Below are 22469 nucleotides of genomic sequence, written 5' to 3'. Positions count from 1 at the left end.
TAACAGAACAGCCCGGCGTTTATCGAATGTATAACGCCGAGGCTGTCGTTATTTACGTCGGTAAAGCTAAGAACCTCAAAAAACGCCTTTCCAGTTATTTCCGTAAAAAAGTCGACAGTGAAAAAACACGCGCTCTAGTCAGCAATATTGACAAGATCGATGTGACTGTAACGCACACGGAAACCGAAGCTCTTATTCTTGAGCACAACTACATCAAGCAGTATCTACCTAAATACAACGTACTTCTGCGTGATGATAAGTCGTACCCTTATATTTTCATTAGCGGTCACAAGCATCCTCGTTTGTCGATGCACCGTGGAGCTAAAAAGAAAAAGGGTGAATATTTTGGTCCTTATCCTGACTCCGGCGCTGTGCGTGAGACGCTACACCTAATCCAAAAAATCTTTCCTGCTCGTCAATGTGAAGACACGGTTTATGCCAACCGAACGCGTCCATGCTTGATGTATCAAATTGGTCGTTGCGCTGCGCCATGTGTCAGCTCGATTATCTCTGATGAAGAGTACAGCGAGCTTGTCGACTATGTTCGTCTATTCCTGCAAGGGAAAGATAAGCTGGTGCTAGAGACGCTCATCGAGAAGATGGACACGGCCAGCCGAGAGCTTCGCTTTGAACAAGCTGCCGCTTTCCGCGATCAAATCCAAGCGATTCGACGTGTGCAAGAACAACAGTATGTATCTGACGACTCTATGGAAGATATGGACGTGTTGGGCTTTGCTCAAGAGAATGGCGTGGCGTGTATCCATATCTTGATGATTCGCCAAGGTAAAGTCTTAGGTAGCCGCAGCCACTTCCCTAAGATTCCAAACAATACGGTGCGAGAAGAGGTCTTTTCGAGCTTTTTAAGCCAGTATTATCTAGCGCATAATGAAGCGAGAACCATCCCAACCCGTTTGATTCTGAACGCGGACCTAATGGAAGACGTCACACCGATTCAAGAAGCTTTGTGTGAAGTTGCGGGTCGTAAGATCCACTTCAACACCAACCCTTCCGGTACTCGTGGTCGCTACCTTAAATTGTCGAATACTAACGCGTTAACGGCGATTACGACCAAGATTAATCACAAGATGACCATCAATCAGCGCTTCAAAGAGCTGCAAGAAGTGTTGTCGATGGATGCAATTAAACGCATGGAATGTTTCGATATCAGTCATACCATGGGTGAAAGCACGATTGCGTCTTGTGTGGTGTTCAATCAGGAAGGTCCTGTGAAACCAGAATACCGCCGTTACAACATCACTGGCATTACCGGTGGTGATGATTACGCGGCAATGGCACAGGCACTTGAGAGACGTTATTCGAAGCAGCTTGATGTAGACAAGATCCCTGACATCATCTTCATCGATGGTGGTAAAGGACAGCTTAACCGTGCTCACGAGATTATTTCTCAATGTTGGGGTGACTGGCCGTTTAGACCGAGAATGATGGGTATTGCGAAAGGGGTAACCCGTAAACCTGGTTTAGAGACTCTAGTGACCCTTGAAGGGGAAGAGTTTAATTTACCCAGTGACGCACCAGCGTTGCACCTTATTCAACATATTCGAGATGAAAGCCATAATCATGCGATTGCAGGGCACCGAGCGAAACGCGGTAAAACGCGCAGAACCAGTGCTTTGGAAGGAATTGAAGGGGTAGGACCTAAGCGTCGTCAAGCTTTGCTGAAATATATGGGTGGCTTACAAGAACTTAAGCGTGCAACTGTCGAAGAAATAGCCAAAGTGCCGGGCATTAGTCATTCTTTGGCAGAAAACATTTATCAAGCATTGAAACAATAGTAAAAATCCCGCACCATTAAAGCGCAATTAATAAGAGCCCAATAATATGCGTTTGAATATACCTAACATTTTGTCCTTACTGAGACTATTTTTGATCCCAGTATTCGTTGTTGTTTTTTACCTACCTTATCAATGGGCTCCTTTTGCTGCTGCGATGGTGTTTTGGGTAGCAGGTTTTACTGACTGGCTAGATGGCATGCTTGCTCGTAAGTTAGGGCAAACATCTCGCTTCGGCGCATTTATTGACCCAGTGGCCGATAAAGTGCTGGTGGCTACGGCTCTTATTTTGATTACTGAGCACTATCACTCGATTTGGATAACTATCCCAGCGGTGACCATGATAGCTCGTGAAATTATCATTTCAGCGCTTCGCGAATGGATGGCTGAAATCGGCAAACGCGCAAGTGTTGCGGTATCTTGGGTCGGTAAAGTTAAAACGGTTTCTCAGATGTTCGCTCTTTGGGTACTTATCTGGAGATACGACGACTGGATGGTGTGGGTAGGTTACATTGCACTGTATGTCGCAACCGTTCTTACTTATTGGTCAATGGCGCAATACTTGATGGCCGCCAAAGACGATTTGTTAGACGAAAAACACCATTGATGAAGAAGCGAGCTGAGGCTCGCTTTTTTGATCTTTAACCTAAGGCTAAGTTATCAATACTGGATATCTAATGTGATATAGATCTCCTTTGAATAACCTGCTCACAGTGTCTTTTGCACATAAAGTCAGCTATTTGGCCTGTTTCGTATGAAATCTATTCAAACGAATTAAAAATACAAAAATAATATTGACTCAATCGTCTGAATCCGTAGAATGCATCCCGTACCCAAGAGGATGGCAATGAGCGATTCAGTTGGAGTTACTAAGGCGCCTTGGCAGAGTGGCTATGCAGCGGATTGCAAATCCGTGGACCTCGGTTCGACTCCGGGAGGCGCCTCCATTCTCTCTTTCCTTTTAGAAAGAAGATGAATGAAAATGCGATACTAGCTCAGTTGGTAGAGCGCAACCTTGCCAAGGTTGAGGTCATCGGTTCGAACCCGATGTATCGCTCCAAATTTTGTAATGTTGATTGGCGTCAGCATTAAGATGGTGTTTTACTTTTCAGTAATCGGCATCGCAATAAAGAATTGCGTGCCCTGGTGGTGGAATTGGTAGACACAAGGGATTTAAAATCCCTCGACGTTCGCGTTGTGCCGGTTCAAGTCCGGCCCGGGGCACCATCTATTAAAGTCTTTATCTCGATAAAGCAAATGCGATACTAGCTCAGTTGGTAGAGCGCAACCTTGCCAAGGTTGAGGTCATCGGTTCGAACCCGATGTATCGCTCCAAATTAAAAAGCCCGAACAGAAATGTTCGGGCTTTTTGGTTTCTGCCGTTCAGCGTTTCCATATCTGTGTTCATTTTTCGAACCTGCGCCCAAGCTTCATTTCAATAGCAAAACCTTCGTTATCAAATTCGTTATATCACTTAGCTTTTAAAAGCGAGATTCCCTATGAACTCGCTCCCTCGTTCTAGGGAATGACTTAAATGCGGGCAGGTGATTAACTTTCAATTTCCTTTCCGTGTGGTGAACTGTGTTGGTTTCAGTGCAAGATTCGCTATGAGGTCGTTTCCGATTCTAAGGAGTGACACAAGCATCCAGCTTTAAAGCTTCTTTAGCAACGTTTCTAACCCCACGTCGTCATCCTCGGGCGTGAGGAACGAGCGAACCGGGGATCTCTGTCATGAAAGGCTGTGTTGATGATATTTTCAACGATCTTTCCGTCACTTCCGTTATTTATTAAGCCATCATTAAAAACTATTGATAGTTCGTTTCACTTTATGTTACTTTCCCGCGCAATCTCGGAATGACCGATGCTCAAAAAGAGCCGTGATTGCTTCTGGGGGATACGCGTGATGACCATTCTTGCTGATTGGGACATTACGTAGGGTAGGTATTGGCTAGTCCTTTAGCTGATAGACGGGATACTTATGGCGCAGTTCGCCATGTTAATGGGAAACCCAACATTGAACACACTAACTACAACATTGCTAATCAGCTCTGCATTTCCAAAGGGACCAGCTCCTCATAGCTGCCCGATCCTGCAAAAATGTCCAATTCTTCAAAACAGTAGCATTACTGAACCTTGAGCTTTCGCTAACAATTCTTCGCTGTCTTAAGACGGCCTAATTTCGTATTCGTCATTTGACTTATGCGAGCGTACAGCTATATCTCATTTCTAGACAATACGCGTGCTTCACCGTGAACTCTCTCTAAATCAACAGAGGGTCGGTGTGTAATTGCGTCTGATGGAGGTGAGTATGAACACATTCAAGGGGACTTTTATGACTACCGCCTTTGAAGTCGATATCAATACTATCGCAAATTCATTTTCAACTATGGTTCCTATCGTAGAGGGAACTTACGATCTTACACCTGACGCTATTTTGCTTGAGCAAGAACAGCATGAGTCGGATGTACGTTCTTACCCAAGACGCCTCCCTATTGCTATTAAGCGAGCATGTGGTGCCTTAGTTGAAGATACACGTGGCCAACTCTTTCTCGATTGCTTAGCCGGTGCAGGTACACTTTCTTTGGGTTATAACCACCCGGAGATTAACCAAGCACTTAAGGACCAACTTGATTCAGGTCTGCCATACCAAACTTTGGATATTACGACTCAAGCAAAAGAGACGTTTATCAAGCGAGTTAAAGCTTTTCTTCCTCAAGACTTTTCAGATAACTCGGTTCTTCAATTCTGTGGCCCGTCAGGCGCTGATGCTGTTGAAGCAGCAATCAAGCTAGCGAAGCAAACCACAGGTCGTAACACCATGTTTGCTTTCCGTGGTGCTTACCATGGCATGACCAACGGCACCATGGGCATGATGGGTAACCTCGGCACCAAAGAGCGTCGTAGCGGCTTGATGTCTGATGTGCACTTTATGCCTTTCCCATACAACCTACGCTGCCCGTTTGGCATTGGTGGTGAAGCGGGTGCTAACGCAAGCATTCGTTACATCGAACGTATGTTGAACGATGACGAGTCTGGCATCATGAAACCGGCTGCGATGATCGTTGAGCCTGTGCAAGGTGAGGGCGGTGTTATTCCGGCTCCTGCGTCTTGGTTACAAGGTCTACGTCGCATCTGTGATGAACACGGTATCCTACTGATTTTTGATGAAATTCAGTGTGGTGTCGGCAAAACTGGTCATCGATTTGCGTTTGAAGAGTCAGGCGTTAACCCTGATATCTTATGTTTGTCTAAAGCGATTGGTGGCGGACTGCCTATGTCGCTGCTCGTATTCGATAAGAGCATCGACACATGGAAAGCGGGTGAGCACACGGGTACTTTCCGTGGTAACCAACTGGCAATGGTGTCTGGTGCGAAAGCGTTAGAAATCATCGAGCGAGATGGCTTAGTCGAGCACGCAAACATTGCAGGCCAATACCTACGTCACGGGTTAGAGAAGATTCAATCTCGCGTGAACTGTATTGCTGAGGTTCGTGGTAAGGGCTTAATGCTTGGTGCTGAGATCAAGCAACCAAACGGCGAACTCAACAAATTTGGTGAACCGAAATCAGACGGCGAACTGACCCTAGCGATTCAGCGCGCAGCATTAGAGCGTGGTTTGATGGTCGAGAAGGGCGGTCGTGATGGCTCTGTGATTCGCTTCCTGCCACCGATGATTATCTCTTTTGAGCAGATAGACTTTGCACTGCGCGTGATGGAAGAAGCCATTATTGCTGCTGGCGGAGGTGTTCAAGAAGATCAAGCTTCAAGTGAGCAAGCAAACCAAGAGTGGAACAAGCACTTTATTCACACCGGCCTAGGCGGTAGCGACGAATTCGCTAACGTGATGAACCAAACCACTCAGGCGATGAAAGCGGTTTTCGAGCAGGTTGAAACGCCATACTCAGGTCTAGAACCAAAAGTGCTAGAGGCTGCAATCAAGGCTGTCGACTTAGACAACAACCAACACGCTTTGGTTGACGTTGTAGATAGCACTGCAGACCTTGTCGCTGCTAACTCCATCTTTGTGCAACACCCTGACTGTATTGCACACCTTCATACGCCTCCTCTTATGGCATCAGTAGCAGCGGAATCCATTATCGCAGCTCTGAATCAATCAATGGATTCATGGGACCAAGCATCGGCTGCAACTTACGTTGAACAGCGCGTGGTTGATTGGATGTGTGAAAAGTACCAACTTGGCGAGCAAGCGGACGGTGTGTTCACCAGTGGCGGCACGCAAAGTAACCTAATGGGCTTATTGCTAGCGAGAGACTGGGTTGCGGATAAGCACGATGGTCACTCAATCCAAAAGATGGGTTTACCAGAGTATGCAAGCAAGCTGCGTATCTTGTGTTCAAACAAATCTCACTTCACGGTTCAAAAATCTGCTTCATTGCTTGGTTTAGGCGAGAGCGCGGTGTGCTGTGTTGAGACAAACGCAAACGGCACCATTAAACCTGATTTGTTGGACGCAGAAGTCAAAGCACTTAAAGCTCAAGGTCTGATTCCTTTTGCGGTAGTTGGGACGGCGGGTACAACCGATCATGGTGCTATCGACGACCTTGATGCGATTGCAGATATCGCTAGTCAACAAGGCCTTTGGTTCCATGTCGACAGTGCTTACGGTGGCGCGCTTATCTTGAGTAGCCACAAGACTCGCTTACAAGGTATCGAAAAAGCGGACTCTGTGAGTGTCGATTTCCATAAGCTTTTCTACCAAACAATCAGCTGCGGCGCGGTGTTGTTGAAAGACAAAGCGAACTTTAAGTACCTTCTGCATCACGCAGATTACCTAAACCGTGAACACGATGAGCTGCCGAACTTAGTCGACAAGTCCATTGCAACAACCAAGCGTTTTGATGCATTGAAAGTCTTCATGACGATGCAAAGTGTTGGTCCAAAACAATTGGGCGATATGTACGACCATCTTCTCGAGCAAACGCTAGAAGTGGCAGACCTGATTCAAAACCAAACTGACTTAGAGCTACTCGCGGAGCCTTCACTATCAACAGTGCTGTTCCGATCTAAGCCGTCATCAAACGGTGAGCTAGATTTAGACAAACTGAATCAAACGCTAAGACTGGAAGCGCTGACTCGTGGCGTTGCGGTATTGGGTGAAACGGTCGTGGATGGTAAGAGTGCACTTAAATTTACTATCTTGAATCCGTGCCTAAAGACTTCAGATTTCAAATCTCTAATTAACAAAATTCAAATTCTAGCCACTGAGCTAGCAGAACAACAAGGGTAATTAATACTATGGCTATTCTACAAATTGGTGCAGGCGGCGTTGGTTGGGTTGTTGCACATAAAGCAGCACAAAATAACGAAGTACTGGGTGATATCACAATCGCTTCTCGCACAATCGCGAAGTGTGAAAAAATCATCGAATCAATCAAAGGTAAAAACAACCTTAAAGATTCAACTAAAAAACTAGAAGCTCGCGCTGTAAACGCTGACGATGTTGATGCACTTGTTGCTCTGATTAACGAAGTGAAACCAGACCTAGTCATCAACGCTGGTCCTCCTTGGGTAAACATGGCGATCATGGAAGCGTGTTACCAAGCAAAAGTATCTTACCTAGATACATCAGTAGCGGTTGACCTGTGTTCTGAAGGCCAACAAGTACCACAAGCTTACGATTGGCAGTGGGGCTACCGTGAGAAGTTTGCTGAGGCAGGCATCACAGGTATTCTTGGTGCGGGTTTCGATCCAGGTGTGGTTTCAGTATTTGCAGCGCACGCGGTTAAGCACCTGTTCGATGAGATCGATACGATCGACGTAATGGACGTAAACGCTGGCGATCACGGTAAGAAGTTTGCGACTAACTTTGACCCAGAAACGAACATGCTTGAGATTCAAGGCGATTCTTTCTACTGGGAAAATGAAGAGTGGAAACAAGTACCTTGTCACTCTCGTATGCTTGAGTTTGATTTCCCTAACTGTGGTTCTCACAAAGTTTACTCAATGGCGCACGATGAAGTTCGTTCAATGAAGGAATTCATCCCAGCTAAGCGTATCGAATTCTGGATGGGCTTTGGTGATGCTTACCTGAACTACTTCAACTGCATGCGTGATATCGGCCTTCTTAGCCCAGATCCGCTAACACTGCATGACGGCACTGTGGTTCAGCCTCTACACGTTCTTAAAGCGCTACTGCCAGACCCAACATCTTTGGCTCCGGGTTACACAGGTTTAACGTGTATCGGTACTTGGGTTCAAGGTAAGAAAGACGGTAAAGAGCGCAGCGTGTTCATCTACAATAACGCAGACCACGAAGTGGCTTACGAAGACGTAGAACACCAAGCTATCTCTTACACAACAGGTGTTCCAGCTATTACGGCTGCACTTCAGTTCTTCCGTGGCGAATGGGCTGACAAAGGCGTGTTCAACATGGAACAGCTAAACCCAGACCCGTTCCTAGCAACGATGCCAGAAATCGGTCTAGATTGGCACGTTCAAGAGCTAGAGCCAGGTCAAGGTCTACCTCTAATCCATACTTTGAAGTAATTCTGGCTCTTTGCCCTCGTTGCGTTGTTCATCGTGCTCATTTACATTCGTAAACTCCGCGCGATGTCCTAGCTACAAGGGTAAAGTTCTGCGAATTCAACCCAAAGTCGTCGGAATGACGAGAACATATAATTACAAGCCGATGCTGTTGCGTCGGCTTTGTTCGATTATCATGTGCCTTCGTGAACTCGAGGGCCGCGAGGTATTAACATGCAAAACAACGAACTAAAAACGCCTTATTTCATGATCAACGAAGACAAGTTGATTGCGAACTTAGAGAAAGCCAAGCAGCTGAAAGAAATTTCAGGTGTGAAGCTGGTATTGGCACTGAAGTGTTTCTCTACATGGGGCGTGTTTGACATCATCAAGCCTTACCTCGATGGCACGACAAGCTCTGGTCCATACGAAGTGAAACTTGGTCACGAAACCTTTGGCGGCGAAACGCACGCTTACAGTGTGGGTTACAGCGAAGATGACGTGAAAGAAGTCGCGGATATTTGCGACAAGATGATCTTCAACTCGCAAAGCCAATTCGAAGCGTACCGTCATATTGTTGAAGGTAAAGCGTCGCTGGGTTTACGTCTAAATCCGGGTGTAAGCTACGCAGGACAAGACTTAGCAAACCCTGCGCGTCAATTTTCTCGTTTAGGTGTTCAAGCTGACCACATTAAGCCAGAGATCTTCGACGAGATTAGTGGCGTGATGTTCCATATGAACTGTGAGAACAAAGACGTCGATGCCTTTATTGGTTTGCTTGATTCAATCTCAGAACAGTTTGGTGAGCACCTAGATAAGTTAGACTGGGTGAGCATGGGCGGCGGTGTGTTCTTCACATGGCCTGGCTATGACATAGAGAAACTGGGCCTTGCGCTAAAAGCCTTCTCTGAAAAGCACGGCGTGCAGATGTACCTTGAGCCGGGCGAAGCCATCATCACTAAAACAACAGACTTGGTTGTGACAGTGGTAGATATTGTTGAGAACGTGAAGAAAACGGCAATTGTCGATTCTGCAACCGAGGCACACCGTCTTGATACGCTTATCTATAATGAACCAGCATCGGTATTAGAAGCGTCCGAAAGTGGTAGCCATAACTATGTGATTGGCTCATGTTCATGCTTGGCGGGGGATCAGTTCTGTGAAGCGAGCTTTGATGAGCCACTAAAGATTGGTCAAAAACTTCACTTGTTGGACAGCGCAGGCTATACCATGGTGAAACTGAACTGGTTCAATGGCCTTAAAATGCCCTCAATCTACTGCGAGCGCAGCAATGGCGACGTTCAAAAACTGAATGAGTTTGGCTATGAAGACTTCAAACGTTCATTGTCACAATGGTCAGTTAAATAACGGACTTTATTGTTCAGAAAAATAAAAAGAGCAGCGGATGAGCTGCTCTTTTTGTTTTTAGATAACGTTTAGTTTGTGTCGTTAAGAACTAACCACTAGCCCTCAATCATCACACGAGTATCTTCACTGAGAGTTTCTAGTTCATTGACCACATCATCAATTTGAACTTCGATTGGTAGCTTAACCGCTATTTTAGAAGTGAATAGGCTTGAGCTTACACCACCGCCACCTGCGATAAAGACTCGGTGACAGTCCATATCGAGAATGCTGATACCTTGTCTATCCAGCACATGAGTTACTTCATTAACGATACCTGCTCGGTCGTTTGAGTCGAGTCTTAGGTGATGGATTGTGTCTTGCACATTGTGCGAATGGTCTGAATCAACAAACTGCACGATCAGATCAGGATTAGCGCTGAAGGCCTCTTTAACAATCGATTCGTTGATGGCTGGAAGTTGAACCTTGAGTACGCCTGCGACTTGGTCTTCAATAAAATTCACTTTACTGATGAGCCATTTTCCGTCGTTTTCGTGAGTAACCGCAGCAAGTTGTTTGATTGTTGCTGGTGATGCTTTTCCGATAAAGTTTACGATAAATGTACTGTTCATATCAGCCCCCAAAGTCTCAATAAATCGTTGCTAATTAAATGTTTGATATCACGCGATAAAGTTCTTTAATTTCAGTGTAGAAGGTTACATCGAACAATGTTTGACCTGTGTCAATTTTTGAAACTAAGCTGTGATGCAAAAAAAGAGAATGAAGAGTAGGGCACAAAAAAAGCGGCTAGAGAGCCGCTTTTTAGAAGAGTTTTGTTTTTACGAAAGTAATTAGGTTGCTGTATTAGAAGGTTACTTTAAAGTTCATACCAACAAACTGAGAATCGTAGGGTGCGCCAGCATCGTATGCGAATCGAGCGGCGTCTTGGTTATCCCACCAAGGGTTAGTATTCAGATTAACTTCTGCGTCACCGCCCCAAGCATCACTTACCCAGTAGTGAATGTGTCCAACAGGGTTTAGGAAAAATAGAGACACATCACCCATGGTTTGAGAGCCCATCACTTCGCCGCCTGAAGCAATGATGTCTTGCTCTGCTTCTAGCATCATTTCACCAACAACCGCACCGAAGAATGGAGTGATGAACAGATCTTGCCATGATGGTACTTCAGCAAACGCTTCTACGCCGTATTCCCAGAAGAACGTCGACATAGTCCAAGAGTATAAGAAAGACTCAAACTCATCGTAACCTGCGTGTCGAGCTGCGGTGTAGTAAACACCACCAAAATATGGGTGCATTACGTAGTTTAGGAAGTGTTCATCTCGGTCCCATACTGGGCCATCAGACACGTTATCCTTCCACTTTTTACCTAATGAACTGATGTCACGTTGGTCATCATCCCACTTAGTGATACTTTCAGGGAGTAGAGTCATCAAACCCACCGTAGCGACACTTAAGCCCAAAATGGTGTAGGTTTGGCCCATTAGGTAGTCCCAATCCTTCTCTTGGCTCACCAACATGTGTTTTGGTTGTTGAATTGAGAAGTCGTACTCGTCACTTGATTCGCTCAGTGCGTAATTGGTATTAGGCTTGTAGGTGTACAAGCTATCATTAACACAGTAATCTTGAGCACATTCATCCGAATAAGAAAGGTTGATTGGCTGGTCGAAGTCGTATTGGCTTGCAACCGAGTTAACTGACATTAGCATTGAAAATGCAGCAGTAACCTTTGCTAGTAACGGTGATTTGGCCACAAGGGTCTCCATGAGAAGTTAAGAATTGATCAGAGTCACAATTATCTATTAAACGCCTGATTTAGGGAACTAATAATTTGTCGCTTTTCCTAAGAAAACCTTAGATTTAACATTATTAATATTTGTGAAAAGCTGAAATGTCTCAAATTCAACCATAGACCAGTTTATGAATAATGCAGTGTCTTTTTATGACCACAAGGGATAGAAATATGACGAAAATCGCAATGTTAAGCACAGGTGAAGAAGTTCTTCACGGAGACATTGTAGACACAAACGCAGCTTGGATGTCTGGTGAGTTTTATCAGCACGGTTTTGCTCTTGCGAAACGCTCCACTGTGGGTGACCAAATGAGTGCTCTGGTTGAAGAACTGCTGATGCTGAGCTTTAACTATGATGTGGTTATCGTCAATGGTGGTTTAGGGCCGACAACCGATGACATGAGTGCTGCCGCCGCTGCCGCTGCTTCCGAGCAAAAGTTAGTCATGTTCCCTGAATGGCTGGCTCGTATGGAAGAGATGTTCTCAGGACGCGGTATGCCGATGCCTGACAGCAACCTTAAGCAAGCCTTGCTGCCAGCAAGCTCTGAGATTGTCGATAACCCTGTTGGCACCGCATGTGGCTTTAAGCTGAAAATCAACGATGCGACTTTCTACTTCACGCCGGGTGTACCGAGTGAATTCAAGCGCATGGTGACCTTTGAAATCCTACCTGATTTGTCACGCACGTATCCTCAAGTGGTTGCTTCAGAATGCAGTCGCTTGTTTACGTTTGGCTTATCTGAGTCAGGTATCTCGGATGTATTAGACCAATTAAAACTGCCTGAAGGCTATGAGTTAGGCTATCGCTCTTATCTGCCGTTCATTGAGGTGAAACTATTTGGGCCTAAGTCTGGCTTAGAAACGCGCGTCAAACTGCTACAAATGGTCTACAAGCTGTTAGAGAGCAACGTAGTCAGTGTTGATGAGCCGATGATTGATCATATTGGCCATATCATGGCAGAGAGAGAGAAAACCTTGTCTGTATCTGAAGTGTCGACCAAAGGTGCGCTTTCGGCTTGGTTGCAATCGAATGAGCAGGTTGAAGATTGCTTTGGTCACTCATGGGTAATGGCTGAACCAAAAGAGAGTGAACTCGAAAAGAGCGATCCATTAGCGGCGACTTTTGCCTTGGCGGGTGCAACCAGAGAAAAGTGCGGTACGGAATTGGCCTTGGTGACGGGTAAGTTAGACGGCAATACATTCAGTATTGCGCTATCGAGCGAAGCGGGTGAGTGGGGACAAGTGCTAGAGTTCTATCGCCAATACAATCGTGAAGATGCACGTACCATTATCAAAACTGTTGCGGCGGATATGCTGAGAAGACACTTAGATAGCAAACCTATGTTTGGTGACTATTCTTCACTAAAACGCGTGAAGGATATGTTTATCCCTTCAGCGATCATCAAGTAAGCAGCTCTTGTCGTTAACCAAGTTTTCTTGAGTCAAGACCTCTTGAACTAAGGTTAAAACAGAACAAATAAAAAGGCCCCACATCCATATGGTTGTGGGGCCTTTTGTTTATCTAGCCTTCTAGATAAGCCAACAAGTGGCGAATAGCTTTGTAGCTAGCACTTAAACTGAGTAAGTGATTACAAACCGCTTGTCATGTGTAGGCTGTAGAACAAGCCACGGCCAATTAATTCTGAAGCTAAGAACAGTACCAATGCTAGGCCTAGGTTTACTGGGTTCACTTTTGCTTTGTTTAGCATAGGTAGAATCCAAATCAGTAAGCTTGCCATCAGTAATGCAACTTGAAGAATCACATAGCTGCCTAAACCGTCAACCAACTCAGAGGCTTTTGCTGCTGAAGTTTGGATGTCACCGATTAGGTTCAGTTTGCCTACTGTCACAAGTAAGCTGATCGCAACCGCAATCACAGCCAGCATGGTGATATTACGGTCAACCGTAAAGCGGCTGTCGTTTGCGAACACAATCACGAACTGAGACAGCAGCAAGCCACCCACAACCATCGTCATGATGAAGCTCAGTGGTGTGTAGATGTTGTCCCATGTAGGTACTGTGTTGATCATGTATACGTTGATCATCGCGTACATGAAGATAACACCCAGCACCATAGCGCCGACCATCAGTGCTTTCTGGATAGCCACGCCACCTTTTTTAACTACAGACAGTAGCCACTGTAGGCCGCCTACTGCGAAGAATGCCGCGCCGAAGAACACTTCGTTAGACAACCAAGCAGAACCTAATTGGTTAAAGGCATTAAATGCGCGCAGTGGAGAACCTAGGTGCGTTGTCGAGAACATAAAACCAAGACCCATTAATGCCCACAGAATGAACATTGGAACCTTGTAGCTGTTTAGTTTCTCTTCGTCATGACCAAGTACCAGTGCACGAGCACCAATAAGTAAGTAACCACCTACGGCAGTTTGAGCCAGTACCGTAAAGAAGATCAAAGACCACTCATGAAAAATCATCTTACACCTCCTTCGGGTTTGCTAGGTGACCACTGGTATCTCCAGTCGGCTTCGCGTTTTTGTTCAACTTAATCACGATGTTTGGCAGCGTTTCGGTTGAAGATGGCAGTGGCGCCACATCTGCACCAGAACCGTACTTCTCGCGAAGTGTATTGATTTCACCAAACTCCAATGCACGAAGTGGGCAAGACTCAACACAGATAGGCTGTTTGCCTTCAGAAACACGTTGGTAACAACCATCGCATTTGGTCATGTGACCTTTCTTAGCATTGTATTGTGGTGCGCCGTAAGGACACGCATTGCTACAGTGCTGACAACCAATACACACACTCTCGTCAACCACAACCAAGCCGTCTTCATCACGTTTGTGCATTGCGCCCGAAGGACACACTTTCACACACGCAGGGTTAGTACAGTGGTTGCAAGCGATAGATAGGTAGTAAGAAAAGACATCTTTCTGAACCCAAGTATCGCCATCTTGAGTGAAGCCACCACCTGCGTATTCGTATACGCGACGGTAGTTCGTTTTGATGTCTAGATCGTTATAATCTTTACAAGCAAGCTGACAGGTTTTACAACCCGTGCATTTACTTGAATCAATGTAAAAGCCGTATTGTTTCATTCCAACCTACCTTATGCTTTCTTTAGCGCTTTGATTTGAACTAGGTTTGTATGCTGAGGGTTACCCTTAGCAAGTGGGCTCGGGCGCTGAGTAGTCAGCACGTTGATAGAGCCTGCATGGTCGATCTTCTGACCATCGGGTGCGTACCATGCACCTTCGCCTAGTGCGACAACTCGAGGAAGAATCCTTGGTGTCACTTTCGCTGGAATATGTACTTCGCCACGGTCGTTGAAAATACTCACCATGTCGCCGCTTTCAATACCACGTTCTTTCGCATCGATTGGGTTGATCCACAACTCTTGCGGTGCCGCAGCTTTGATCTCTGCAACGTTACCGTAAGTTGAGTGGGTACGAGCCTTGTAGTGGAAGCCTGTTAGCTGAAGTGGGTACTTCTCTGCTAGTGGATCGTTATGACCTTCAAAAGAATCCGCGTAAATCGGAAGTGGGTGAATCACTTCGTCTTCTTTCAGCTTCCACGTTTTCGCGATATCAGCCAGTTGCTCTGAGTAAATCTCGATCTTGCCACTTGGAGTAGTCAGTGGATTCGCTTCAGGGTCTTTACGGAAATCTTCGTAAGCGATGTAGTGGTGGTCGTAGCTACGCTTGTAGATACCTAACTCTTTCATCTCCTCGAAGGTTGGCAGTGTTGGATCGTTCTTACGAGTTTCCGCGTAAAGGTGCTCAATCCATTGCTCTTGAGTACGACCTTCTGTGAACTCTTTTTCTACGCCCATGCGCTTAGCAAGTTGCGTACACATCTCGTAGATAGATTTCGCTTCAAACTGAGGCTCAATCGCTTTTTGTGCGTAGATAAAGTAAGGCATGTTCGATGCTTTACCATCCATACACCAGTCGTCTTGCTCAGATGTGGTTAAGTCAGGCAGGATGATGTCGGCGTACTTCGCAGAAGAAGTCATATGGTTATCAACCACGACAATCATTTCACACGCACTTTCATCTTGAAGAATCGCGTGTGTCTTGTTGATGTCTGAGTGCTGGTTGATGATGCAGTTACCTGCGTAGTTCCAGATCATCTTGATTGGGTTCTTAAGGCGCTCTGCACCGCGAACACCATCAGTGATGTCGGTCATTTCATGATGACGGTAAATTGCGTCTGTCCACATAAACATTGAAATAGACGTTTCAACTGGGTTTGGCACAGTAGGGAAGCGAACAAACGGAATGTTGATGTCACTCTCACGAGCGCCTGTTGAACCGCCAGATACACCCACAGAACCAGTGAGTAGTGACAGCATTGCGATTGCACGACAAGCTAGCTCACCGTTCGCAGTACGTTGTAGCCCCCAACCTTGGTGGATAGCACACGGTTTCGCTGTGCCCATTTCACGGCCAAGCTTAACGATAGTATCAACTGGAATGCCTGTGATCTTAGAAGCCCACTCTGGTGTCTTCTCTACGCCATCTTCACCTAAACCTAGGATGTAAGATTTGTAGTCACTGTTTTTAGGCGCTGATGCAGGAAGGGTCTTCTCATCGTAACCGACACAGTATTTGTCTAGGAACGGTTGGTCGACTAGGTCTTCAGTGATCATCACGTGTGCGAGACCCGCAACCAATGCAGCATCCGTAGAAGGACGAATTGGGATCCACTGATCTTCACGGCCACCGGCAGTATCGGTGTAGCGTGGATCGATGATTATCGTTCTTGCGTTTGATTTGTTTTTGCTTTCTACGTAGTGGTGGATCAGACCGCCGCCAGACATACGAGTCTCAGCAGGGTTGTTACCAAATTGGATGTTAAGCTTAGTGTTCTCTAAGTCAGAGAAAGAGTTGTTGTTTGCCCAACCACCGTAGGTGTAGCTCAAGCCTTTCGCGATCTGCGCTGTTGAGTAGTCACCGTAATGGTTTAGGTAACCACCACTTAGGTTCATTAGACGCGCAATCAGCGTTTGTGCTGGTGGCCAAGACTTAGTTACTGTACCACCAAGCGTACCTGTACCGTAGTTTAGGTAGATAGTGTCGTTACCGTAATCTTTGATAAGGCGCTGCATAGTACCAGCAACTTCATCATAAGCCTCTTCCCAGCTAATACGCTTAAACTTACCTTCACCACGTTTGCCCACACGTTTCATTGGGTATTTCAGGCGATCTGGGTTGTAAACACGGCGACGCATAGAGCGGCCACGTAGACACGCACGCACTTGGTGATGACCGTATTCGTCAGTACCCGTGTTGTCTGTTTCTACGTATTTGATTTCACCGTTTTGCACATGCATACGCAGTGGGCAGCGAGAGCCACAGTTTACTGTACATGCACTCCATACGATTTTCTCATCCACATTCTCAGCAACCGCAGCCGCTACTGGTTTGGATTTGAAAGGTAAAGCGATACCGCCCGCGAGTGCGGCTGCACTACCTACCGCCGAAGAAGCTTTCATGAAGCCTCTTCGAGTAAGATTCATTACCCCAGATTCTTTCTTATTCGTCATTCTAAGATGCCTATTGTTATTGATATCTAGCACTTTATAGGTAGTTTGGCTTCTGTGTTTTTATTTCTAAATATTGATTGATTGGCATCAAATAAGAGCGAAATTTAAATGTTATGAATCGAATGTATAAAATAGATCAAAGAATCTAATCGTCTTATTTATATAATTGTCGTTAAACCAATTACGGTATAAATAAGAATGATTATTGATACGCATAAATTGCTCGGTTCATTATTTTATCAAGCAACAAATAAAGAACAGTTATTGGATATTGTTCAGGCACTAGTAGAGAGCCAAGTCTTATCAGAAGGTTGTTTACTGGCACTTCAAAACGAACAGGAAGGTGCCCTAGCTGCAGAGTTTAGCCGCTTGTTTGAAGGCGTTGGAGATATGCCGGCTCCGCCTTGGGGTTCTGTGTACTTAGATAAAGACCGTGTGGTGTTTGGTGCATCGACTGTGGAATATCGACAGTTTCTAGAATTAAACCAAATTGAATTGGATACAGGTTTAAGAGAGCCAGAAGATCAATTTGGTTTAATGTTATTCGCCCATGCGTATTTGTTAGAAAATAATAATACTAATTCAGCTAGTGAATTACTTGAGTGCCACTTATTACCTTGGTCTTCTGCTTATTTAGATAAATTAAATACAGCATCAGATTTATCATTTTATAAGAAGCTATCAAGTGATGTAATAAATTGGCTTAATCAATTAACATCTGAATATAATTTAAACGTTGCTACTAAAAAGTTATATATCGACTAATGTCTGAGCAAATAAATTCAAATAGACGTGGCTTCCTAACTCGACTCTCTAAGCCGGTTAAAGCTGCGGCAAGTTATGAAGAGAAATCACAGCGCCTACATGCTAGGCCACCTAGGGCGGTCGATGAGGTGCTGTTTGAGCGTCTGTGTGACGGCTGTGGCTTGTGTGAGCAAGCGTGTCCGAATAGCGTTATTGAGATGCTAGAGGGCAGTGCGCTGCTGAATTTGGATTACAACAGTTGTTCGATGTGTAATAAGTGCAGTGAAGTGTGTCCGACTGGCGCGCTTCATCAAACCGTGACGCCTTATGTCGACCTGAAGCCCAACTTTGCTGATAGCTGCAATAACTTCATGCAAATGGATTGTAATGCCTGCCAAACAGCTTGTTCTGCTAGTGCGATACACATTGAAGTAGGAGAGTTGCCTACGGTCGTTCAAGATAAGTGCAATGGCTGTGGAGAGTGCCGAAGCGCTTGTTACATTGGCTCTGTGACTCTAAACCTGACTCAACAGTAATAAGTATCTGGTTTGGCTTGGTGGTTGAGAGCTAAAGACACGAATAGAAAAAGGGTCCGCATTCCAAGAGGAGGCGGACCCTTTTTAATACTTATCATCTCTGATGAAGCGTTTGAACTTAAATGATTCTATCTAAAGCGAATGCAAATGAAACTAAGCAAGCGAACTTAAATCGAATAGCCTTAGGCGCGCTTCTGTTTGCTTCTGTGAATCACGTTACTTAGCGATAAATCGGTCTTTGCTTTGCAGATGCATGGCAAAATCTCATCGCCTTGTGTGTAAGCCATAGCAAAACCAACGTACTCAACCTCACCAGAATCCAACGTACAGCGGCATGCGCCACAGTGACCATCTCGGCAGTTGTATTCTGGTTCTAACCCAGCTTGTTCCATTGTTTCCAACAGAGTGTTTGAAGGGTTAGATTCAATCGAAGTCAGCTTGTTGATTTTGATTGTGGGCATTACAGCTCAAATCCTTCAAAGTCGTCAGCTTTTACTTCGTTGTCGATCTGACCAACTAGGTAAGAACTGATTTCAGCTTCTTGTGGAGCAACTTGTACGTTATCTGAAGATAACCAAGCGTTGATCCATGGGATTGGGTTCGATGTCGCTGCTGGGTAAGCCGTACCTAGACCAACCGCTTGCATACGGATGTTGGTAATGTACTCAACGTATTGGCAAAGAATGTCTTTGTTCAGACCAATCATAGAGCCGTCTTTGAATAGGTATTCTGCCCACTCTTTTTCTTGCTCTGCTGCTTCTTTAAACAGGTCGAAACACTCTTGCTTGCACTCTTCAGCGATTTGCATGAATGCGAAGTCGTCTTGACCGTTACGTAGCAAGTTGATCATGTGCTGAGTGCCAGTCAGGTGAAGCGCTTCATCACGAGCGATTAGCTTGATGATTTTAGCGTTACCTTCCATTAGCTCACGCTCAGCGAATGCGAATGAACAAGCAAAACTTACGTAGAAACGGATTGCTTCTAGTGCGTTTACCGACATTAGACATAGGTAAAGTTTCTTCTTCAGGTCGTGAAGTGAAATCTTAACGTCTTCGCCGTTGATGCTGTGGTTGCCTTCACCGTAACGGTGGTAGTCAGCCGTTAGCTTGATTAGGTCGTCGTAGTAGAAAGCGATGTCTTTAGCACGCTTAAGGATCTCTTCGTTTTCAACGATGTCGTCGAATACTACGCCTGGATCATTCACGATGTTACGGATGATGTGCGTGTAAGAACGAGAGTGAATCGTTTCAGAGAAAGACCAAGTCTCAATCCAAGTTTCTACTTCTGGTAGTGATACCAATGGAAGTAGGGCAACGTTCGGGCTGCGGCCTTGGATAGAATCTAGAAGTGTTTGGTACTTCAAGTTAGAGATGAAGATGTGCTTTTCATGCTCAGGAAGCTTGTTGTAGTCGATACGGTCGCTAGACACGTCTACTTCTTCTGGACGCCAGAAGAAAGAAAGCTGCTTCTCGATAAGCTTTTCGAAGATTTCGAATTTTTGTTGGTCGTAACGTGCAACGTTAACCGACTGACCCAAGAACATTGGTTCTTTTAGTTGGTCATTTTTTTGCTGAGAAAAAGTACTGTAAGCCATAAATGCCTCAAATCCTTTAAAGACCCGTCATAAAACGGACCCTGTTAATGCTTTAAACCCAGAGAAGATAGCTCTTCTCTGGGGTCTTAATATTTATTGCGGTTTAGATCTTACAACCGCCGCCTTCACAATCTTCTTCCGGCACCTGAACTGCATCGCCTTGGTCGTCTTTAGCACCATCACGAGTGTTATGGTAGTAAAGCGTCTTAACACCGTACTTGTACGCTGTCAGTAGGTCTTGAAGCAGCTTCTTCATTGGTACTTTACCGCTGTCGTAAACACTTGGATCATAGTTAGTGTTTGCAGAGATAGCTTGGTCAACGAATTTTTGCATGATACCCACTAGGTGTAGGTAACCGTCGTTAGAACCAATGTTCCAAAGCAGCTCGTAGTTCTCTTTTAGATTTAGGAAATCTGGAACAACTTGCTTCAGGATGCCGTCTTTCGATGCTTTCACTGATACGTAACCACGTGGTGGCTCGATACCGTTAGTCGCGTTCGAGATTTGAGACGATGTCTCAGAAGGCATAAGCGCTGTTAGCGTAGAGTTACGCAGACCGTGCTCCATGATCTCTTCACGTAGAGAATCCCAATCGTAGTGCAATGGCTCTTCACATACTAAGTCGATATCTTTTTTGTAAGTATCGATTGGCAGTAGGCCTTTCGCGTAGTTGGTCTCGTGGAAAGACGGGCAACGACCTTGCTCTTTCGCTAGTTCAACAGATGCTTTTAGCAAGTGGTATTGAATCGCTTCAAAAGTACGGTGAGTCAGGCCATTTGCGCTGCCATCAGAGTACTTAACACCATTCTTCGCTAGGTAGTATGCGTAGTTGATAACACCTACACCCAGAGTACGACGGTTCATTGTCGATTTGTATGCTGCTGGAAGCGGGTAGTCTTGGTAATCAAGAAGTGCATCAAGTGCACGAACAACCAGTTCAGAAAGCTCTGCTAGGTCGTCAAGTTCATTGATTGCGCCAAGGTTGAATGCTGAAAGCGTACAAAGTGCAATTTCGCCTTCGTCATCTTCTACGTTAGAAAGCGGCTTAGTAGGAAGCGCGATTTCTAGACATAGGTTCGATTGACGAACAGGGGCAACTTCAGAATCAAACGGGCTGTGTGTATTACAGTGGTCAACGTTCTGAATGTAGATACGACCAGTAGAAGCACGCTCTTGCATTAGCAGAGAGAATAGCTCAACAGCTTTTACTGTTTCACGCTTCACTGATGGATCGTTTTCGTACTTAACGTATAGCTCTTCAAAACGGTCTTGGTTTTCGAAGAACGCATCGTAAAGGCCAGGTACGTCAGAAGGTGAGAACAGGCTGATGTTGCCACCTTGAACAAGACGAGAGTACATAAGCTTGTTCAGCTGTACGCCGTAGTCCATGTGACGAACACGGTTCTCTTCAACGCCGCGGTTGTTTTTCAGTACTAATAGAGACTGAACTTCACCGTGCCATAGTGGGTAGAACACTGTTGCGGCGCCACCACGAACACCACCTTGAGAACAACATTTTACTGCTGTTTGGAAGTATTTGTAGAAAGGGATACAGCCAGTGTGGAACGCTTCACCATTACGGATTTCAGAACCAAGCGCACGGATACGACCTGCGTTGATACCAATACCGGCACGTTGAGATACGTAACGAACAATTGAGCTTGCTGTTGCGTTGATAGAATCAAGGCTGTCACCACACTCGATCAGTACACAAGAACTGAATTGACGAGTAGGCGTACGTACACCAGACATGATCGGTGTAGGTAGAGAAATCTTAAACGTAGACGATGCGTCGTAAAAACGTTTGATGTAGTCAAGACGAGTCGATTTCGGGTACTTAGCGAATAGACACGCAGCAACTAAAATGTAAAGGAACTGAGCACTCTCGTAGATTTCTTTCGTTACACGGTTTTGCACGAAGTATTTACCTTCAAGCTGCTTAACCGCTGCGTAAGAGAAGTCTAAGTCACGTTTGTGGTCGATGTACTCGTCAAGCTCGTCGAACTCAGCTTTCGTGTAGTCTTCCATTAGGTGGCTATCGTATTTACCCATATCAACCAGTTTTGCAACGTGGTCGTACAGTGCAGGCGGCTCGTATTCGCCGTACGCTTTTTTACGTAGGTGGAATACAGACAGACGTGCTGCTAGATATTGGTAATCAGGAGTCTCTTCAGAGATTAAATCCGCTGCTGACTTGATGATAGTCTCATGAATGTCAGTAGTGGTGATGCCATCGTAAAACTGAATGTGAGCTTTCAATTCTACTTGTGATACAGAAACATTGTGCAAGCCTTCAGCTGCCCATGTAATCACGCGATGGATCTTCTCTAGATCGATCGTTTCTTTGCGCCCGTTACGCTTGGTAACAGTAAGTTGTTGGTTCATTCTGCTTAATTTCCCTAACAAAACTGAACAAGGCCGTGTTTTTGTGTATTTCTGTGTAATTTTTGTAAATTACGTTTCGGCTTTGTGATCTTGGTCTACCCATACATTGTAGTTCAAACACAACATATAGGGGTCATTTGTTTGTTGGGTTACAAGATAGTGCTACAACTGATATTTTTCAAGGTAAAGAAATTGGGTTGCTTGTGGATAAGTGGTGGATTGAAAAAAAACTGTAAGTGACCACTAACTGATGAGGTTAGATGTGACTTGATTG

General features: G+C 45.3%; 16 protein-coding genes and 4 tRNA genes. 12 read left to right on the top strand and 8 right to left on the bottom strand.

The genetic code is table 11. The annotated features are described in order from the left end of the window. Positions 1-26: 26 nt before the first annotated feature. The 9 genes from uvrC to nspC all read left to right on the top strand — a co-directional run bounded on the left by uvrC (position 27) and on the right by nspC (position 9641). Entirely contained in the window at positions 27-1793 is a 1767-nt protein-coding gene (uvrC, locus tag L0992_10080; protein XGB68719.1) for an excinuclease ABC subunit UvrC, read from the top strand. Positions 1794-1839: 46 nt separating this feature from the next. After that, on the top strand, positions 1840-2397 hold the full coding sequence (pgsA, locus tag L0992_10075) for a CDP-diacylglycerol--glycerol-3-phosphate 3-phosphatidyltransferase (GenBank protein XGB66067.1): 558 nt from the start codon (positions 1840-1842) through the stop codon (positions 2395-2397). Positions 2398-2663: 266 nt separating this feature from the next. Next, positions 2664-2737: transfer RNA gene (locus L0992_10070), tRNA-Cys, on the top strand. Positions 2738-2774: 37 nt separating this feature from the next. After that, a tRNA-Gly gene (locus L0992_10065) sits at positions 2775-2850 on the top strand. Positions 2851-2930: 80 nt separating this feature from the next. Next, positions 2931-3017 (top strand) — tRNA-Leu (locus L0992_10060). Positions 3018-3049: 32 nt separating this feature from the next. Continuing rightward, positions 3050-3125 (top strand) — tRNA-Gly (locus tag L0992_10055). A 973-nt stretch (positions 3126-4098) separates the two neighbouring features. After that, complete coding sequence (locus L0992_10050; protein ID XGB66066.1) at positions 4099-7038, top strand: pyridoxal phosphate-dependent class III aminotransferase; 2940 nt, start codon at positions 4099-4101, stop codon at positions 7036-7038. A gap of 8 nt (positions 7039-7046) precedes the next feature. After that, positions 7047-8297: a saccharopine dehydrogenase family protein gene (locus L0992_10045; GenBank protein ID XGB66065.1), complete on the top strand. Its 1251-nt coding sequence runs from the start codon at positions 7047-7049 to the stop codon at positions 8295-8297. A 210-nt stretch (positions 8298-8507) separates the two neighbouring features. Beyond that, a complete protein-coding gene (nspC, locus tag L0992_10040) occupies positions 8508-9641 on the top strand; it encodes a carboxynorspermidine decarboxylase (protein XGB66064.1) in 1134 nt (377 codons plus the stop codon). A gap of 95 nt (positions 9642-9736) precedes the next feature. Here the strand turns inward: nspC and L0992_10035 are convergent, their stop codons facing one another. Beyond that, a complete protein-coding gene (locus L0992_10035; GenBank protein XGB66063.1) occupies positions 9737-10249 on the bottom strand; it encodes a transcriptional regulator in 513 nt (170 codons plus the stop codon). 232 nt (positions 10250-10481) lie between these two features. Beyond that, the gene (locus tag L0992_10030; protein XGB66062.1) at positions 10482-11390 is read right to left on the bottom strand and encodes a DUF3943 domain-containing protein; all 909 of its coding nucleotides are present in this window, start codon (positions 11388-11390) and stop codon (positions 10482-10484) included. A 209-nt stretch (positions 11391-11599) separates the two neighbouring features. Here L0992_10030 and L0992_10025 point away from each other — a divergent pair, with 209 nt between their 5' ends. Continuing rightward, a complete protein-coding gene (locus L0992_10025) occupies positions 11600-12838 on the top strand; it encodes a CinA family nicotinamide mononucleotide deamidase-related protein (protein XGB66061.1) in 1239 nt (412 codons plus the stop codon). A gap of 179 nt (positions 12839-13017) precedes the next feature. Here L0992_10025 and L0992_10020 read toward each other — a convergent pair whose 3' ends face one another. The 3 genes from L0992_10020 to L0992_10010 are packed head-to-tail and all read right to left on the bottom strand — an operon-like array spanning position 13018 to position 16935. Continuing rightward, entirely contained in the window at positions 13018-13863 is an 846-nt protein-coding gene (locus tag L0992_10020; GenBank protein ID XGB66060.1) for a dimethyl sulfoxide reductase anchor subunit, read from the bottom strand. 1 nt (position 13864) lies between these two features. Continuing rightward, positions 13865-14485 (bottom strand): dimethylsulfoxide reductase subunit B, encoded by a 621-nt coding sequence (gene dmsB, locus L0992_10015; GenBank protein ID XGB66059.1) that lies wholly within the window; start codon positions 14483-14485, stop codon positions 13865-13867. Between the two features lie 11 nt (positions 14486-14496). Beyond that, a complete protein-coding gene (locus tag L0992_10010) occupies positions 14497-16935 on the bottom strand; it encodes a dimethyl sulfoxide reductase subunit A (protein ID XGB66058.1) in 2439 nt (812 codons plus the stop codon). A gap of 198 nt (positions 16936-17133) precedes the next feature. Between L0992_10010 and L0992_10005 the strand changes: the two genes are divergently transcribed. Both L0992_10005 and napF read left to right on the top strand, forming a co-directional pair. Beyond that, positions 17134-17700 carry a molecular chaperone TorD family protein gene (locus tag L0992_10005; GenBank protein ID XGB66057.1) on the top strand — a complete coding sequence of 189 codons (567 nt, stop codon included), beginning with the start codon at positions 17134-17136 and terminating at the stop codon, positions 17698-17700. Then, on the top strand, positions 17700-18215 hold the full coding sequence (gene napF / locus L0992_10000) for a ferredoxin-type protein NapF (GenBank protein ID XGB66056.1): 516 nt from the start codon (positions 17700-17702) through the stop codon (positions 18213-18215). The genes L0992_10005 and napF overlap by 1 nt, the downstream gene beginning before the upstream one ends. Positions 18216-18397: 182 nt before the next feature. Here the strand turns inward: napF and yfaE are convergent, their stop codons facing one another. The 3 genes from yfaE to nrdA form a co-directional block, all read right to left on the bottom strand. Continuing rightward, positions 18398-18676, bottom strand: coding sequence for a class I ribonucleotide reductase maintenance protein YfaE (gene yfaE, locus L0992_09995; protein XGB66055.1), 279 nt, complete (start codon positions 18674-18676; stop codon positions 18398-18400). Continuing rightward, positions 18676-19809, bottom strand: coding sequence for a ribonucleotide-diphosphate reductase subunit beta (gene nrdB, locus L0992_09990; GenBank protein ID XGB66054.1), 1134 nt, complete (start codon positions 19807-19809; stop codon positions 18676-18678). Before nrdB ends, yfaE begins: the two co-directional genes overlap by 1 nt. 103 nt (positions 19810-19912) lie before the next feature. Further along, positions 19913-22195, bottom strand: coding sequence for a ribonucleoside-diphosphate reductase subunit alpha (nrdA, locus tag L0992_09985; GenBank protein ID XGB66053.1), 2283 nt, complete (start codon positions 22193-22195; stop codon positions 19913-19915). Between the last annotated feature and the right edge of the window lie 274 nt (positions 22196-22469).

The sequence above is a fragment of the Vibrio pomeroyi genome (assembly GCA_041879425.1).
GTDB lineage: Bacteria > Pseudomonadota > Gammaproteobacteria > Enterobacterales > Vibrionaceae > Vibrio > Vibrio pomeroyi_A.
Note: the sequence above shows the minus strand (reverse complement) of the source record. Positions and strands in the feature narration are given on the sequence as shown.